Source organism: Paenibacillus melissococcoides, assembly GCA_944800085.1.
Classification (GTDB): domain Bacteria; phylum Bacillota; class Bacilli; order Paenibacillales; family Paenibacillaceae; genus Paenibacillus_B; species Paenibacillus_B melissococcoides.
The window spans coordinates 59,168-74,260 of record CALYLO010000004.1 but is presented as its reverse complement, the minus strand read 5'-3'; the positions used below and the strand labels follow the sequence as shown (position 1 = coordinate 74,260).

The following is a 15,093-nucleotide window of genomic DNA, read 5'->3' as shown; positions in this document are numbered from 1 at the left end:
CGATTGTACCCGCAAAGTCAAGCATGGCTCCCGTTACTTCCGATCTGCCGACTCCGCGCGCTCTCCCGTCCGCGCGGGACTGCGCTTCCGCCCCTTGAAAATGCGGATTATTCTTCTTACTCCAGCCGCCCGGGCGCCTTCTTCTTGTACTGAGAGGGAGACAGGCCGGTATGGCGCTTGAATATCCGCGAGAAATAAGCCAGATCATTAAACCCGACGCCGAAGCAGATTTCCGTAATCGACATATCGGATTCCAGCAGACAATCAACCGCCTTGCGCACCCGCAGATCAATCAAGTAATCATTGAAGGTCTTGCCGGTGAAGCGCTTGAACAAGTAGCAAAAATACGTCTTCGACAAGCTGAACTCGCGGCACAGCCGTTCCAGCCTCAGCTCTTCCGCATAGTGAAGATGAATATACTCGGTGACGGAGGTAATGACGTCCCGGTATTTTTCCACCCGATCGTCTTCTTCGCTTGTCTTGTCGGCCGGCTTCGTATACTCGCGGATAATAATCGCCAGCAGCCGAAGCAGATCGGCCTTCAGCACCAGTTCGTAATAACGGCGGGTATGCTGATACTCCTCCAGCATCTCCTGCAGCAGCCTCCCCACCTGGATATCGGTATCACCCGTCAGGGCCACCTTCGGCGTCGATTGCTTCTCATCCATCAGGAACTGCTCCAGATAAGAAAAGTCAACGCCCCGCTCGCCGTCGCGCTCCGCCGGATCAAGGACAAAATGCGGCAAAAACTCGCAGCCGATAATCTCAACCTCTTGCCCGGAGACCATTTCTACCCGATGGACCGCGAACGGCGGGATAATGAATAAATTCCCTTTGACCATATGATAACTGTGATGGTTAATCGTATGCTTGAACTCGCCTTTCAGCACGTACCAGATCTGAATGTAGTCATGAGTATGATCCCAGATGTTGCCGATCGACTGATCCAACCTGTACACCTTGCAAGGAAGATGGGCTTGCAGCTCCTGCTCCGAACGAAATTCGATGACGCCGCGCGCCTCAGTCTCGCAGTCATGACCGCGCCTGCCGTCATGTGACATGTACATCACCCTGTCTGTCCATTTAAGAGGTTAAGAGGTTGTTCAAAAAGTCCGTTTTGATCGCGAAGCGACATTTAGGAAACCATCTCGGAAGCGAATCTTGAATCCACAGTCTTTTTGAACACGTTTTCTGATTCCCGTCATCTCTTATTGTACAACGCTTGAATGTGTTTGCCCATCATCGATCGCACAATTCATCCACTATCTGTAGAAATTATTGACCCGCTTAAGAACGGGAAGCTTCCGAGGAAGCGGCCCGGTCAACGGAAGCCGGAAGCCGGTTCGGCGTGCGGCTGAGCAGATAGACGAGCGGGAGTCCGAGCAAGGTCAAGCCGACGCTAATCAGGTTAATATCATTGATGCTCATCGTGTAGGCCGTATCATGCAGCCGCGATGGATCGGCGATGGCGCCGCGCAGCCCGGCCTCATGCGCAATGGTGCGCGAAGCCAGAAGCGAGGTGAAGAGACTGATCGACAACGACGCCAGCCCTTGCCGCAGCCAGCTGTTGATCGAGGAGCCGTAGCCTGACCGCTCCCGCGGAATCGCCGTCATTCCCGCATTTGTCGCCGGGGTGTTCGCCAGGGCGATGCCGACGTTGCGCACAGCCATCCATGCCGTAATATACCAATGCGGCGAATCGGGATGCAGCCGGCTCATCGCATAGGTGGCAACAGCCATCAGCAGAAGCCCGACGGTAATCAGGCGGACCGGGCCGAAACGTTCGTACCAGCGCCCGGTGAAGGGCATGACGAAGGCCATCAACGCGGACGCCGGCAGCAGGACGAGACCCGAGGTCAGCGTCGAAGCGCCCTGAACCTTTTGCAGGAAGAGCGGCGTCAGCAGCGCTCCGGCGTACAAGCTTATCGTGAAAATGCACACGAGCAGCATGCTGACCGTGTACCGTTTGTACGTGAACAGCCGGAAATCGAGCAGCGGCTTCTCTTGACGCAGCGAATGGCGGACGAAGAAGGCGATGATGGCCGTCCCGCAGAGCAGGAGCCCCATCGTCTTCCCTGACAGCCATCCCCAGGCGGAGCTGTTGCCGAAGGCCAGCAGCACCGCCAGACTCCCGGCGACGACGCTCACGAATCCGATCTTGTCAAAATGCCCTTGGCGGTCCAGCCGGTAATACGGAATGAACTTCGCGACGGCAAGCAGCGCCTCCGCCCCGATCGGCACATTGAGCCAGAACAGCCAATGCCAGTCCCCCACGTGCACGATGAAGCCGGCCAGCGTCGGCCCGACGGCCGGTGCGAGCATCGCCGACAAGCCCCACAGACTGATCGCGGTCGCCTGCCGCTCCTTCGGAACGGCCTGATAGACGATCGACATCGTCGTCGGCATAATAATCCCGCTGAAGGCGCCCTGCAGCACCCGAAACGCAGTCAAGCTCCACTCGCTCCAGGACAGTGCGCACAGAATCGAGCAGAGGACGAAGCCTCCCAGGGCGATCATATAAAGCCGTTTCGTGCTGAAGCGGTTGCCGAAATAACCGACCACAGGCGCAATAACGCCCGTCGCCAGCATAAACCCGGTTAACACCCATTGAATCGTCTGGAGCTCCGCGTGAAAATGATCCATCAGCACGGGAAGAGCGATATTGATCGTGTTCGTGCTCAGTACGGCCAAAAAATTTCCAAAGAAAATGGCGAACATAATGCTCCAAAAGGAACGGTTCGTCATCGTATTCCCTTCTCCCATCCTTCCACAGCCTTTCTCGTTTGCCTGTATCGCTTAAGAACCATTCATGCGATAAGATTGCGGACAGCCAGTGCGCATTCATGCGGCCGCTCCCGGCATGGCGCCTGTACCTGTTCCTCCAAAATTGTAAAGGCAGGATCGTTATAATGTCAATATTGACATATGTAATTATTGAAAATCGGCAGTCGAAGAACCGCTGAACAGGTTTGACTTGAGCGCTTTAACCCAAGCAAAATAAGGCCCGCAGCCAGATCGGCGGATCCGGCTGCGGGCTTCAAGCCGCGTTACGTGGCGGAGCGGGTGGAATCGGCCTGAACGCCGTTCTTCCGCGACCTGCGTTCCGTGAGGTTCCATCGTTTCTGCAGGATGGCGAGCAGCACATCCGCGACGATGGCGAGCAGCGCCGCCGGGATCGCCCCGGCGTAGATGCGCAGCGGGTTCTGCGAATTGATGCCGGCATAGATTTCCCGGCCCAATCCGTCCCCGCCGACGATAGGCGCGATCGTCGCGACCCCGATCGCGATGACGGCTGCGATGCGCAGCCCGGTCAGCATATACGTCAGCGCCAGCGGGAACCGCACCTTGAACAATAGCTGCAGCGGGCTCATGCCGACGCCGCGGCCGGCTTCGACATAGCTCGCATTGACCTGCTTCAGGCCGACGTACGTATTCCGTACGATCGGATTGAGCGAATACAGGAGCAGGCCGACGACGACCGTCTTCGTGCCGAGCCCGAACGCGAGCATCAGCAGCACGAGCAGGGCCAGGCTCGGAATGACCTGGAGCGTGCTCGTCACCGCGAGAATGAGCCTGGACAAGCCCTTGTACCGGGAGCACAGCACGCCGAGCGGAACCCCGATGACGAAGGCCAGGCCGACGCCGGTGAGCACCATGATAATATGGGTCACGAAATATTCCCATAACAAATCCGTATTGCGGCCGATATACGCGAGCAAATCGGCAATGGTCCATTCATAGCTTCCCATAGCGGGCCTCCTTTCTTACTGAAGCAATCCGACTCGTTTTAAATAGTTGACGGCCACTTCCCGTTCGCTTTTCTTTTCGACATCCACTTCATAGTTCAAATCGATCATCGTCTTCTCGTCCAAGGTTCCGACGAGCAGGCCGAGCACCTCCTTCAATTCCGGATGCGCCTCCAGCACATCATTGCGCACCACGGTCGAAGCGTCATACGGCGGGAAAAATTGCTTGTCATCCTGCAGCGTCTTCAATTGGTAAGCCTTCAGACGCGAATCGGTGGAATAAGCAAGCACAATATCGACCTGGTTGTTCGCCACCGCCTCGTACACGAGGCTTTGCTCCATCGGGAACTCTTTGCCGAACCGGAAGCCGTACTCATCCTGGAAGCCCTTGTATCCGTCCAGTCCCCGCTCGAGCCAGGTCGTATCGACGCCCAGCCGCAGACTGCCGGCATCCTTCTGCACATCGGATATTTTCTTATATCCGCGCTCCTGCGCCAGATCGCTGCGCACGGTGAAGGCATACGTATTCTCGAAGCCAAGCGGATCGAACCACGTAAAATCAAAATATTTATCGAAGCCCTCCTGGGCCTGCTTCAATACCTCATCCCGCTTTTTCGTCTCGACGACCGGGAAATGGTTGTTGAAGATCTCGCCTGTATACAGCGTGGCAATCTGCATCTCGTTCTTCTTCATCGAGTTAATGACGATGCCGCTCGCCGCCAGATCTGGCAGCACCTTGGCCTTCAGGTCGGTGCGATCTTCAATGAGCGCCTTGTACATTTCGGCCAATATTTTCGCCTCGGAATAGGTCTGCGCTCCGATGACAAGCCGGTTGTCCAGCCCGCAGGAAGACAGCAATATCGTCAACGCCAGCAAGGCAATCGCGATGCCCGCCGGCCGTGTTCGTCCAGTCATACCGAATCCTCCTCCTTCATTCAATCCCGGACCGTACACCCCGTTACGGACGGCAATGTTAAGCAGACAAGCTGCTCGTCCGTCCAAAACGGCGTGTAAGTGCTTTTTCCAATAGCCCGAGAAGTCCGTCGATAACAAACGCGAGCACGATGGCCCCGACGGCTCCGGTAACGATCAGCTCCGGCTTGTTGACGCCCATCCCCGATACGATCAACTGTCCCAGGCCCCCGGCCCCGATCAAGGCGGCGAGCGTCGCCCAGCTAATAATATAGACCGTCGTCACGCGCACGCCGGACATAATATAAGGCAAGGCCAGCGGAAGCTGAATGCGCACAATTCGCTGGAACGTCCCATAGCCCATGCCGCGGGCCGATTCCAGCACGCTTCGGTCCACGGACTCGAAGCCATCGTACGTATTGCGCAGGATCGGCATAATCGAATAGAGGAACAAAGCGAATATGGCCGGCTTCATGCCGATGCCCATCAGCGGAATCATAATGGCCAGCAGGGCCAGACTCGGCACGGTCTGCAGCAGATTGGCAACGAAGAATACGATGCTGTTCAGCCAAGAGAACGTGTTGTAGATCAGCGCGATGCCGAGCGGAATCGCAACGAGGCACCCGATCAGCACCGAAGCGGCCGAGATGACCATATGTTCGGCCAACGCCGTGACGATGTCGCTCCCGCGCTCTTGCAGAAATGTCCACCATCCATCCATCGGTTATGCCTCCTCTCTGAACGTATTCGGCGCGCTCTCCATAATCGAAGGATAGACGTCCGCCAAATGCTTCACGATGCTGCCGCGGGTAATCAAGCCGATAAACTTGCTGTTCTCGTCGACCACAGCCAAAATCGTAAGCCGGTTGTCGCTCATGATCTGCACCGCTTCCGGCAGCGGCGTTCCCGGTCGGACGAAATAACCGATCGGCCGCATCACATCCTTCACCCGCTTGTTCTCCTCGCCGTGTCCAGCACCTTATAAATGGAGACGATGCCCTGCAGCTTGTCGTCACGGTCGACGATGAACAGCGAGTCTACCTTGCGGCTCTCCATCAGCTTGATCGCTTCCGCCAGCCCCCGGTTCGGATACGCCGTCACCGGCTTCGGCACCATCACTTCATCCACGACCGGAATGTCGAAGCCGGCCGCTCCTTCCAGCCGCTTCTGGCCGATGAACGTGCGGACGAAATCATTGGCCGGATGCCGAAGAATATATTCCGGCGAGCCGGTCTGGACGACCTCGCCATCCTTCATCAGCACGATCGTATCCGCGATTTTGATCGCCTCATCCATGTCATGAGTGACGAAAATAATCGTCTTGTTCAGCTCCTGCTGCAGCCGGATCAGCTCATCCTGCAGCTGCTCCCTGCTGATTGGATCGAGCGCGCTGAACGGTTCGTCCATCAAAATGATGTCCGGATCGGCGGCGAATGCGCGAATGACGCCGATGCGCTGCTGCTGGCCTCCGCTCAGCTCGGAAGGATAGCGATCGCGGTACACTTCCGGATCGAGGTGAACGAGCCGCAGCAGTTCATCCACCCGTTTTTCGATCTTGGCTTTATCCCATTTCTTTAATTGCGGGACGACGGCAACGTTTTTGCCGATGGTCATGTGGGGGAATAATCCGATGTTTTGAATGACGTAGCCGATATTGCGCCGCAGCTCGACAGCGTTCTGCTCCGCAATATCTTGGCCGTTAATGAGGATTTTTCCGCTTGAAGGGGTCATCAGACGGTTAATCATTTTCATGGTGGTCGATTTGCCGCATCCGCTCGGTCCGATCAGAACGGTGAGCTCGCCCTTCTTGAATTCCAGATTGATGTCTTTCAATGCGTGAAAGCCACCTTCGTACACCTTATTCACTTGTTGGAATTGGATCATGCGCCGTCACCTCTTTTTTTATAAATAATATTGATAGAAGCTGGTTGGCCCCTGCGGGTGCTGCCAAATATGTAAATGAATCCGGCCGGCCTGACATAGGGAGCGGTTATGTGTTATGTGTACGCGAATCAGCACAAACAATAGAACGGGCCATCGCTGAAAGCGCATTTACACATAAGCATACTTTATAATTAACCCTATCCTGACCATATGAAACAAAAGACTTATGCTTCGACAAAAACGGAGGTCTTTGGATTCATTATCTGCAATTATTGGATTCTTATGTTTACCAAAAAAACCGTCCTTCTCCAAGCGCAATAGAAAAAGGTCTCGCGTCCTAGCGGCGCGTGACCTTGGTCCAAAATCCTCCGTGAAGCTGCGTCGGCTCGGAGGTGACGATAAATGCCTTCGGTTCGATCTCCAAAATCGATTGTTGGAGCATGCCGCGGTTCTTCCGCTTCGCCAGCACCTCAAGCATGAGCCGATGGCCGTCCCGGCCGCTGCCGATCCAGGAGGTGACGCCGAAGCCATGATCCCGCAAATAATTCGGCAGCGGGCTGTCCGGATTGTTGACGATGACCTTGAAGACGACATAGCCGAGCGCGATTTTGTCCTCGATCCAGGAGCCGACCAGCACCCCGATGCCATACCCGACGGCGTACACGATCAGGCTGACCGGTTCATCCAAATATTTGAGCACCATATTCAGCCCAAGCACATAGATGATAATCTCGACCGTGCTGATCGAGGCGGCCAAATAACGCTGTCCCTTCAAGGTCAAGATCATGCGCAGCGTGAAAAAAGAGACATAGACGATTTGTATCGTGAAAATGGCGATGAGAATCGTAAACATGGCGTATTCCTTTCCTTCCGCCGATGCAAGTGCAACGCGAGTAATAGAGATCTTTACCCTTCTTCTCCCTTCCGGAAACGCGGACAAAAAATAAGGCCCCCGGCCGGCAGCCAGACTCCCTTGATTGTAATCTCTTTACAGCCGCAACACAAGCAGCTTCCTGGGGGACGACCCTGCCAATTCAAGGCTTCAGGGCAACTGAATTCCAATGCTCCGGCAGCCGGAAGCATCCATCTCCTTCGCCTGCCGTCCTTCCCATCGCTTTGCCCATCCTTCCAGCGCCTTGCCCGTTCTTCCCGGCGTCACTCCCGTCTTCCGTTCTGCCACGCCCGTTTTCCGTTCCGGCACGCTCGTATCCCCTGCCTGTATTTGCTTACAATGGAGTCAATGCGCCGCTTGTCTATCGTCGCGGGCAGATTCCTAATATCCCATGCAGTGTGCAAAATAAGGCCCTTCAGCCTTGGCTCGCGGACCGCGGCGTAATAAGCAACCGACGCGCCGAAGCTCGTGCCGGACAGGTATACGTCCGGCCCATATTTGCGTATCGCGGCGTCCACGACATCAAGCGCATCCTCCAGGAGCTCCTCATACGCGTGCAGCCCCCGGTCTCCCATGCTCTTGCCATGCCCGCGAAGGTCGACCGCGACAACTCGCAGTCCTTCCCTCCTCAAACGGCTCATTAGGTCCGTATAGAAGCCGGCATGACATCCGATACCATGGACAAGGACCAACGTCGCTTTAGCGTCTTCGTCGCCCGCCACGGTCAGATGAAGATCTGGAGCGCCCTCGCGCACAAGCCATTCGCTGTCTAATCTTTGATGGCTTCCTTTTTCATGAAAAGCTGCCGCGATGCCATTCTATTAGTTTATAATGATAATCATTATCAATTATGTTGTCAAACGAGACTATGCTTGGGAATATGCTGTAGGAATATGCTAGAGAAACATGCTCAGGAACATCCATGGGGAACAGGGGATAAGGAACGGTCTTTCTCCCTTACGACTACTCTCCCATCAGGTCAGAATACGGATGAACGATATATGTGGGAAGCGCGATACATCAGTAAGCACGAGACATCGAGAAAGCACAGTACATCGGGAAAGTCAGTGCATCGGGAAAGCACAGTACATCGGGAAAGCAGAATACATCGGGAAAGCAGAATACATCGGAAAAGCACGGTACGTCTCGGGTAGACGCACTTTTGAGCGGGACAGTTTCTGAGTAAAAGGGAGAATACTCCGAAGAGCCTGAGCCCCCTCCGCAAGCCCCTTGCAGCGGACGCCAAAAGCCCGGCACCTGCAGCGCAAGCGCCGGACTGTCCGCTATCCGATGACCATCAAGCGGGGAGGCGGCATAGCTGCCCCCTCAATATCACGACTGCGGTTCCGCAATCCGCAGTATTCGATAGATCCGCTCCATGTCCAAGTGGCTGCGGGCCCGATCCGCCAAGCGGTCAAAGGCAGCCTCCCGCTGGGCGGCAAAGTTCAATTCGACAGGCAGAGGCGCAAGCCCCTTGGCCTCGCGGAGCCTGTTCAACCAGCCCCTGCGGAAGGCGTCATTATGGAACAAGCCATGCAAATAGGTGCCCATGATGCGTCCATTCGGATGCAGCAGGCCGTCATGCCCGGTGGAAGCCGAATCCGCCGCGTCCGCAGCCCGCAGCTCCAGCAGCGGTTCGGCCGCGATATCCGCCGCCGTCGGCAGCGAACGGCCCATATGAATCTCGTAGCCTTCCATAGGGCAAGCTTCTAGCGGCGTCCCGCCCAGTCCGGAGGCGATGACCGTTCCCCGCACGCGCTCCGTCCGCTTGTCGGCGGCGAACACCGTCTCCATCGGCAGCAGCCCCAGGCCGTTCATGACCGCACCCGCCTCGGCCTCCGCTCCATACGGATCGCGCAGATACTCGCCCAGCATTTGATAGCCTCCGCAAATGCCCGTCACGGCCCCTTCCTTCGCATATGACACCAACGCGTCGGCCAGCCCGTTCTCCCTCATCCATTGCAGATCGGCCATCGTGCTCTTCGTCCCCGGAATAATGATGGCATCCGGCGCGCCGAGCTCTTCCGGCCGACGCACATAGCGGATGCGCACATCAGACTCCGCGGCCAGCGGATCGATGTCGGTGAAGTTGGAGATGCGCGGCAAGCCCACGACCGCAATGTCCAGGTCGTTCTCCGGGAGCACCTTGCCCTTCCACTGCTCCAGCGCGACTGAATCCTCCGCTTCAATGTCCAGATCGTCGGCATAAGGCAGCACGCCGAGCACCGGAATGCCGGTGCGCTCTTCGAGCCAGTCCAGTCCAGGCTGGAGCAGCGTGACGTCGCCGCGGAATTTGTTGATGATGAATCCTTGAACCCGCTCCCGTTCATGCGGCTCCAGCAGCTCCAAGGTGCCGACGATCGAAGCGAACACGCCGCCGCGGTCGATGTCCGCCACGAGCAGGACGGAAGCCTCCGCCCAGGCAGCCATGTTCATATTGACGATATCATTCTGCTTCAGATTGATTTCGGCCGGGCTGCCCGCTCCCTCCATGACGATGATATCGTAGGCGGCGCGCAGCCGGTTCACCGCCTCCACCACGGTCCGTTTCGCTTCGGGCAGGAAGCCGGACCGGTAATCGCGGGCGCTCAGGTTCTTATAAGGCTTGCCGTGGACCACGACCTGCGAATGCATATCCTTCGTCGGCTTAAGCAGCACCGGATTCATGTCCGTCGTCGCCGCGATACCGCAAGCTTCCGCCTGCACGCCCTGCGCGCGCCCAATCTCCTTGCCGTCCGGCGTCACATACGAATTGAGCGCCATATTTTGCGACTTGAACGGGGCTACCCGGTACCCGTCCTGCTTGAAAATGCGGCATAACGCCGTCGTCACAACGCTCTTGCCGACATCGGAGGCGGTTCCTTGGAGCATGATCGTCCGTCCCCGCGGCCGTCCTTCCGTCTCCTTCGCCTGTTCCGCGCCTTGCACGGCGCCGGATGTCTCGCTCATATCCTTCATCCTTTCCCGGTTGCCGCCAGGAGAAGCAGCAGCAAGCCGACGACCTCCGTCCATTCGTTAATCGCGCCGTACGTATCTCCGGTCAGGCCGCCCAGCTTGCGCGACAAATATTCCATTGGCAGGCAGGCCCCCGCCGTGCACAGCAGCGGCGCGGCGACGCTCATCGCGATGGCGGCGGCCGGGGACGAGAGTCCCAGTCCCGTGAGCACACTTAGGCTCGTTCCGGCATCTGCCATTCCCGATGCCGCGACGGCCAGGGCGGCAAGCCCGAAGCCGAGCAGATAGGCGATCGTGACATGCCCGGCCTTCACGCCAAGGAAATACCCGCCGAGCCCCTCTTCCGGGCGCGCCTGAGGCTTGCTCGCCAGCGCCAATACCATCGCGACGCGCGACCAGATGAACGGTACGACAACCCAGCCGTTCCACAAGCCCAGCTCCATCAGAGAGACGAGGAGCGTCCATTTGACCAGCAGCAGCAGAACGCATGCGATGACGCCCATCGCGCCGCTGCGGCTGTCCTTCATAATCTCCAGCATCCGTTCGCGGGAACGCGAGCTGAGCACGCCGTCGGCCGTGTCCATCCAGCCGTCCATATGCAGCCCACCCTGCAGCGCAACGGCAAGGGTAAGCGTCAGCGCGGCTGCCGGGAAGACGGGAAGCAGATGCAGCAATCCCCAGCCGGCCGCCCAGACCAGCCCGCCAATGCAGAAGCCCGCCAGCGGAAAGAAGAAGGTGCTTCGCTTCAGCACCTCGTTCGTGAACGGCACCGAGAACGGAACGGGGATCCTTGTCAGAAATTGCAGCGCCGCAACGAGTCCTTGCCATGTCTGCTTCATAGCTGCACCTCCCGGCTCTTCAGCTCGATCGGAATGCCCGCGGTCACGAGATACACTTCATCCGCTTTCACGGCGATGCGCTGATTCAAGCGGCCGGCCGCGTCACGGAACATCCGGCCGAGCTTGTAGACGGGAACGATGCTGTCCCCGACCTCGTTCGTCACCATCACCAGCGTGCCGCGGAAGCGGCCGGCTTCCTCCGCCAGCCGTTCGATGCGCGCCTCCAGATAGCGCTCGGCTTCCGGGCCCTCTCCCCATTGCCGCTCCGCCTGAAGCAGCTCGTTCGACAGCCAGAGCGTCAGGCAGTCGATAAGCACGGCCGGCCCTTCATGGGCGGCCTCTGCATCCGCGCTGGTGAGGGCGAGCCATTCCGGCAACTGGAGCGGCTCGTTCACCGTCTTCCAGCCGTAACCCGATTGCTCCCGATCCGACTGGTGGCGGCGAATGCGGTCGCGCATCTCGTCATCATGGGCTTCCGCGGTCGCGACATAGATGCCTCCATCCGGGATGCGCTTCATGAACAGCCGCTCCGCGAAGCCGCTTTTGCCGCTGCGCGCGCCGCCCGTGACGAGGACAAGCTTATTTTCTTCGGCAGCCATCCCCGTCATGCTTGTCCCTCGCTCTCGTCCGTGTCTTTGTTGGATACGCCCGCTTGGGCGAAGGTGGCCATCTCTTGCATAATGCGCAGCGAAGCATCGATAATCGGGAACATCAGAGCGCCGCCCGTTCCTTCGCCGAGGCGCATTTTGAAGTGCAGGCCCGGCTTTAGGCCAAGCTCGGCCAGCAAGGCGGCATGTCCGCGCTCTTCGGACAGATGCGAAGCAATCAGATAAGGCTGCGCCGCCGGAGCGAGCCGCACCGCCGCCAGCGCTGCCGCGCTGGAGATGAAGCCGTCGACGACAACCGGGAGCCGATGGGCCGCCGCGCCGAGAATAACGCCGGTCAGTCCGGCGATCTCGAGTCCGCCGACCTTCGCGAGCACATCCAGCGCATCGTCGCGATCGGGCTGGTTCACTTCAAGCGCCTGGCGCACGACGTTGCATTTGTGGGCCCATTGCGCATCGCCGATGCCGGTTCCCCGGCCTACGGCCTCCTCCGGCGCCAATCCGGTCAAGGCGCACAGAATGGCGGCGCTCGGCGTCGTGTTGCCGATGCCCATCTCCCCGGTAGAGAACATGCGAATTCCGGCCTGGACGCACTCGTTCACCGTATCGACGCCGGCCAGAATCGCCGCCACTGCCTCTTCCCGGGTCATCGCCGGACCTTGGGCCATGTTGCCGGTGCCGCGGCGCACCTTGCGCGATTGCAGCTGCGGATGGCTCAAATCGGCGTTGACGCCGACATCGACGCAGATGACCTCGGCTCCGGCCTGACGCGCCAGCACATTGACGGCCGCGCCGCCGGCAAGGAAGTTCATGACCATCTGCGGGGTCACTTCGGCCGGGAAGGCGCTGATCCCTTCCGCGCACACGCCATGATCGCCGGCCATGACAATAATCGCCTTTTGCTTGAATTCCGGTGTGACCGTACCCGTAATGCCGGCCAACTGAACCGCAAGCTCCTCCAGCAGCCCGAGGCTGCCCGGAGGCTTCGTCAGCTGATTCTGATGCGCAGCGGCCGCCTCCATCGCCGTCTTGTCCAGGGCAGGAATCCGCCCGATTACTTCGCTAAGCCGTTCATTCATCGCATTCATCTCGTTCATCTCCGTTTTCCCATTGTTGGTTGCTAGTTGTCATTGCCATCGATGTTCATCCCAATTACAGAAATGATTCTTTTCCTGCGCGTTCGTCTGTCAATCTTCCGCCATGCCGTGGAATCCGCTCGAATTCCATCCAAGGCTTCCCTTGTTACCGGCTGTCGCCGCCTTCACGCTCTCGTCTCCCTCATGCTCTTGCCGCCTCATCATCCTCTGTCCCGGCTTCCACTTCCTTCTGCGCCTGTTTTATCCCCAACTCCTCTTCCGCCTCCGTATGGGCCGGACACATCAGCAGCTGCGGACGTCCGTTCCCCGGATGCGGCACGATGGCGGCGCGGGTATCGAAATAGCGCCTGATGACATCCGGCGACATCAGCTCTTCCGGAGCGCCGTCGGCTGCGATGCGCCCCTCATGCACGACGACGAGCCGGTCGCAATACAGCGCCGCCAGGTTCAGATCATGCAGCACCGAGACGACCGTCAAGCCGCAGTCCTGCTGCCAGTCGCGGACGACATCCATGAACTGCACCTGATACCGGATGTCCAGATAGGTCGTCGGCTCGTCCAGCAACACGATAGACGGCGACTGCGCCATCAGCTTCGCCAGGGCGACCCGCTGGCGCTGGCCGCCGCTGAGCCGGTCGATCGGCCGCTCCTCCAGCTCCGTCAGCTGCAGCCGCTCCATTATCGAATCGATATAGGGGCCGCTGTCCTCCGCCTCCGAGCCGAACCAGGACTGGTACGGGAAGCGGCCCATCTCGACGACCTCGCGGACCGAGTATCCGATCGGCGGAAGCGACTCCTGCAGCAGGACCGCCATCGTTTGCGAGAGCGCTTTGCGCGAGTAAGAGCGAAGAGAGCGCCCCTTCAGCTCAATCCGCCCGCTGGCAGGAGAATCGGCGCCGGACAGCAGCGACAGCAGCGTCGACTTGCCGCTGCCGTTCGGGCCGATGATGCCGACCCACTCTCCGGCGCGGACGGTCAAGGAGACGTCGTTCAGCACCGTGCGGCTGCCATAGCTTTTGCTGATATGCTCGGCCTGAAGAATCGGCTCTCCCAAGCGGACCTGCCCGGATGATGCCCCCGGCTTCGCTGTGATTTCCCGATGCGCGCCTCCCGTCTTCATGACCATCTCCTCCGTTTCGACCGTTTATTTCGGATTAGCAGGTACGCGAAGAACGGAGCGCCGATGAAGGCGGTCACCACGCCGAGCGGTATCTCGGTCGGGGCAAGCGCCGTCCGCGCGATCGTATCCGCCCACATGACATAGATCGCTCCGCCCGCAGCCGACAACGGCACGAGCAAGCGATAATCCGGGCCGACCAGCAGGCGAATCATGTGCGGGACGACGAGCCCGACGAAGCCGATAACTCCCGATACGGAGACGGCGGCCGCCGTAATGAACGTCGACACCAGCAGAACGACCCACTTCGTGCGCTCGACATTCAGCCCGAGATGAGACGCCTGCCGTTCTCCGAGGGCCAGCAGATTGAGCGGGCGGGCATAGGCGATCAGAGCGATAAGTCCGATCGCCATATAGGGCGCCAGCACGGCCGAATAGGACCAGCCCCGCAGTGCCAGGCTTCCCATGACCCAGTACAGAATCTCGTTGATCGTCTGCTTCGACATCGCGACGAGGAAGGACACGATCGAGCCAAGGAACGCCTGCGTGACGACCCCGGCCAGAATCAGCGTCTCGATCGGGATTTTGCCGTCTTCCCTGGCCAGGCGCATGACGGCCAACAGCGTCAGCGTGCCGGTCACGAAGGCGACGATCGGAACCGTCCACTGGCCGAGCAGCGCATACTGCAGACCGAAGTAGATCAGGAACGCGGCGCCGACGGAGGCCCCGGAAGACACGCCCAGCGTGTACGGATCCGCCAGCGGATTGCGCAGCACGCCCTGGAAGCCCGTCCCCGCCAGCCCCAGCGATGCGCCGACGAGCATCGCGAGCACGACGCGCGGGAAGCGGACCTTGAGCATAATGGTCGCGGAAGTGTCGTCCCAGGTGACGGGAATAAGCGATTCCAGCCCGGGAACATGATGCAGCAATATTTTCGCAATCTCCCCCATCGGCATCTTCACCGATCCGACGGACAGGCAGCCTACAATAGATAAAAGGAGCAGCGCCAACATCGCTACTCCAAAGCCCAACCCTTTTTTCATCGA

14 protein-coding genes and 1 pseudogene are annotated in these 15,093 nt (G+C 58.8%); all 15 read right to left on the bottom strand.

Annotation, left to right across the window (positions count from 1 at the left end; all coding sequences use genetic code 11):
- Positions 1–116: 116 nt before the first annotated feature.
- Positions 117–1,061, bottom strand: coding sequence for an AraC family transcriptional regulator (locus tag OCY70_RS14930; RefSeq protein ID WP_213427168.1), 945 nt, complete (start codon positions 1,059–1,061; stop codon positions 117–119).
- Positions 1,062–1,287: 226 nt separating this feature from the next.
- A complete protein-coding gene (locus OCY70_RS14925) occupies positions 1,288–2,745 on the bottom strand; it encodes an MDR family MFS transporter (RefSeq protein WP_249724714.1) in 1,458 nt (485 codons plus the stop codon).
- 302 nt (positions 2,746–3,047) lie between these two features.
- Positions 3,048–3,749: an ABC transporter permease gene (locus OCY70_RS14920; protein ID WP_213427167.1), complete on the bottom strand. Its 702-nt coding sequence runs from the start codon at positions 3,747–3,749 to the stop codon at positions 3,048–3,050.
- 15 nt (positions 3,750–3,764) lie between these two features.
- Positions 3,765–4,661 carry a glycine betaine ABC transporter substrate-binding protein gene (locus tag OCY70_RS14915; RefSeq protein WP_213427166.1) on the bottom strand — a complete coding sequence of 299 codons (897 nt, stop codon included), beginning with the start codon at positions 4,659–4,661 and terminating at the stop codon, positions 3,765–3,767.
- A 58-nt stretch (positions 4,662–4,719) separates the two neighbouring features.
- Positions 4,720–5,379, bottom strand: coding sequence for an ABC transporter permease (locus tag OCY70_RS14910; protein ID WP_213427165.1), 660 nt, complete (start codon positions 5,377–5,379; stop codon positions 4,720–4,722).
- A 3-nt stretch (positions 5,380–5,382) separates the two neighbouring features.
- Positions 5,383–6,542, bottom strand: a pseudogene (locus tag OCY70_RS14900) (ABC transporter ATP-binding protein).
- A gap of 337 nt (positions 6,543–6,879) precedes the next feature.
- Complete coding sequence (locus OCY70_RS14895) at positions 6,880–7,395, bottom strand: DUF2179 domain-containing protein (RefSeq protein WP_006678106.1); 516 nt, start codon at positions 7,393–7,395, stop codon at positions 6,880–6,882.
- A 189-nt stretch (positions 7,396–7,584) separates the two neighbouring features.
- A complete protein-coding gene (locus OCY70_RS14890) occupies positions 7,585–7,743 on the bottom strand; it encodes a hypothetical protein (protein ID WP_213427164.1) in 159 nt (52 codons plus the stop codon).
- The gene (locus OCY70_RS14885) at positions 7,698–8,189 is read right to left on the bottom strand and encodes an alpha/beta hydrolase (protein ID WP_213427163.1); all 492 of its coding nucleotides are present in this window, start codon (positions 8,187–8,189) and stop codon (positions 7,698–7,700) included. The genes OCY70_RS14890 and OCY70_RS14885 overlap by 46 nt, the downstream gene beginning before the upstream one ends.
- 577 nt (positions 8,190–8,766) lie before the next feature.
- A complete protein-coding gene (locus tag OCY70_RS14880) occupies positions 8,767–10,392 on the bottom strand; it encodes a cobyric acid synthase (protein ID WP_373871430.1) in 1,626 nt (541 codons plus the stop codon).
- Entirely contained in the window at positions 10,389–11,228 is an 840-nt protein-coding gene (cobS, locus tag OCY70_RS14875; protein WP_213427161.1) for an adenosylcobinamide-GDP ribazoletransferase, read from the bottom strand. The genes OCY70_RS14880 and cobS overlap by 4 nt, the downstream gene beginning before the upstream one ends.
- On the bottom strand, positions 11,225–11,836 hold the full coding sequence (cobU, locus tag OCY70_RS14870; protein ID WP_213427160.1) for a bifunctional adenosylcobinamide kinase/adenosylcobinamide-phosphate guanylyltransferase: 612 nt from the start codon (positions 11,834–11,836) through the stop codon (positions 11,225–11,227). Before cobU ends, cobS begins: the two co-directional genes overlap by 4 nt.
- Positions 11,833–12,912, bottom strand: a complete 1,080-nt coding sequence (gene cobT / locus OCY70_RS14865) for a nicotinate-nucleotide--dimethylbenzimidazole phosphoribosyltransferase (protein ID WP_213427188.1) — start codon at positions 12,910–12,912, stop codon at positions 11,833–11,835. Before cobT ends, cobU begins: the two co-directional genes overlap by 4 nt.
- Before the next feature lie 199 nt (positions 12,913–13,111).
- Positions 13,112–14,050: an ABC transporter ATP-binding protein gene (locus tag OCY70_RS14860; RefSeq protein WP_249724708.1), complete on the bottom strand. Its 939-nt coding sequence runs from the start codon at positions 14,048–14,050 to the stop codon at positions 13,112–13,114.
- The gene (locus OCY70_RS14855; protein ID WP_213427159.1) at positions 14,047–15,090 is read right to left on the bottom strand and encodes a FecCD family ABC transporter permease; all 1,044 of its coding nucleotides are present in this window, start codon (positions 15,088–15,090) and stop codon (positions 14,047–14,049) included. Before OCY70_RS14855 ends, OCY70_RS14860 begins: the two co-directional genes overlap by 4 nt.
- Positions 15,091–15,093: the final 3 nt, after the last annotated feature.

Coding starts and splice junctions, on each gene's coding strand:
- OCY70_RS14930 (WP_213427168.1), bottom strand. CDS start 1,061: ATGTCACATGACGGCAGGCGCGGTCATGACTGCGAGACTGAGGCGCGC.
- OCY70_RS14925 (WP_249724714.1), bottom strand. CDS start 2,745: ATGACGAACCGTTCCTTTTGGAGCATTATGTTCGCCATTTTCTTTGGA.
- OCY70_RS14920 (WP_213427167.1), bottom strand. CDS start 3,749: ATGGGAAGCTATGAATGGACCATTGCCGATTTGCTCGCGTATATCGGC.
- OCY70_RS14915 (WP_213427166.1), bottom strand. CDS start 4,661: ATGACTGGACGAACACGGCCGGCGGGCATCGCGATTGCCTTGCTGGCG.
- OCY70_RS14910 (WP_213427165.1), bottom strand. CDS start 5,379: ATGGATGGATGGTGGACATTTCTGCAAGAGCGCGGGAGCGACATCGTC.
- OCY70_RS14895 (WP_006678106.1), bottom strand. CDS start 7,395: ATGTTTACGATTCTCATCGCCATTTTCACGATACAAATCGTCTATGTC.
- OCY70_RS14880 (WP_373871430.1), bottom strand. CDS start 10,392: ATGAAGGATATGAGCGAGACATCCGGCGCCGTGCAAGGCGCGGAACAG.
- cobS (WP_213427161.1), bottom strand. CDS start 11,228: ATGAAGCAGACATGGCAAGGACTCGTTGCGGCGCTGCAATTTCTGACA.
- cobU (WP_213427160.1), bottom strand. CDS start 11,836: ATGACGGGGATGGCTGCCGAAGAAAATAAGCTTGTCCTCGTCACGGGC.
- cobT (WP_213427188.1), bottom strand. CDS start 12,912: ATGAATGAACGGCTTAGCGAAGTAATCGGGCGGATTCCTGCCCTGGAC.
- OCY70_RS14860 (WP_249724708.1), bottom strand. CDS start 14,050: ATGAAGACGGGAGGCGCGCATCGGGAAATCACAGCGAAGCCGGGGGCA.
- OCY70_RS14855 (WP_213427159.1), bottom strand. CDS start 15,090: ATGAAAAAAGGGTTGGGCTTTGGAGTAGCGATGTTGGCGCTGCTCCTT.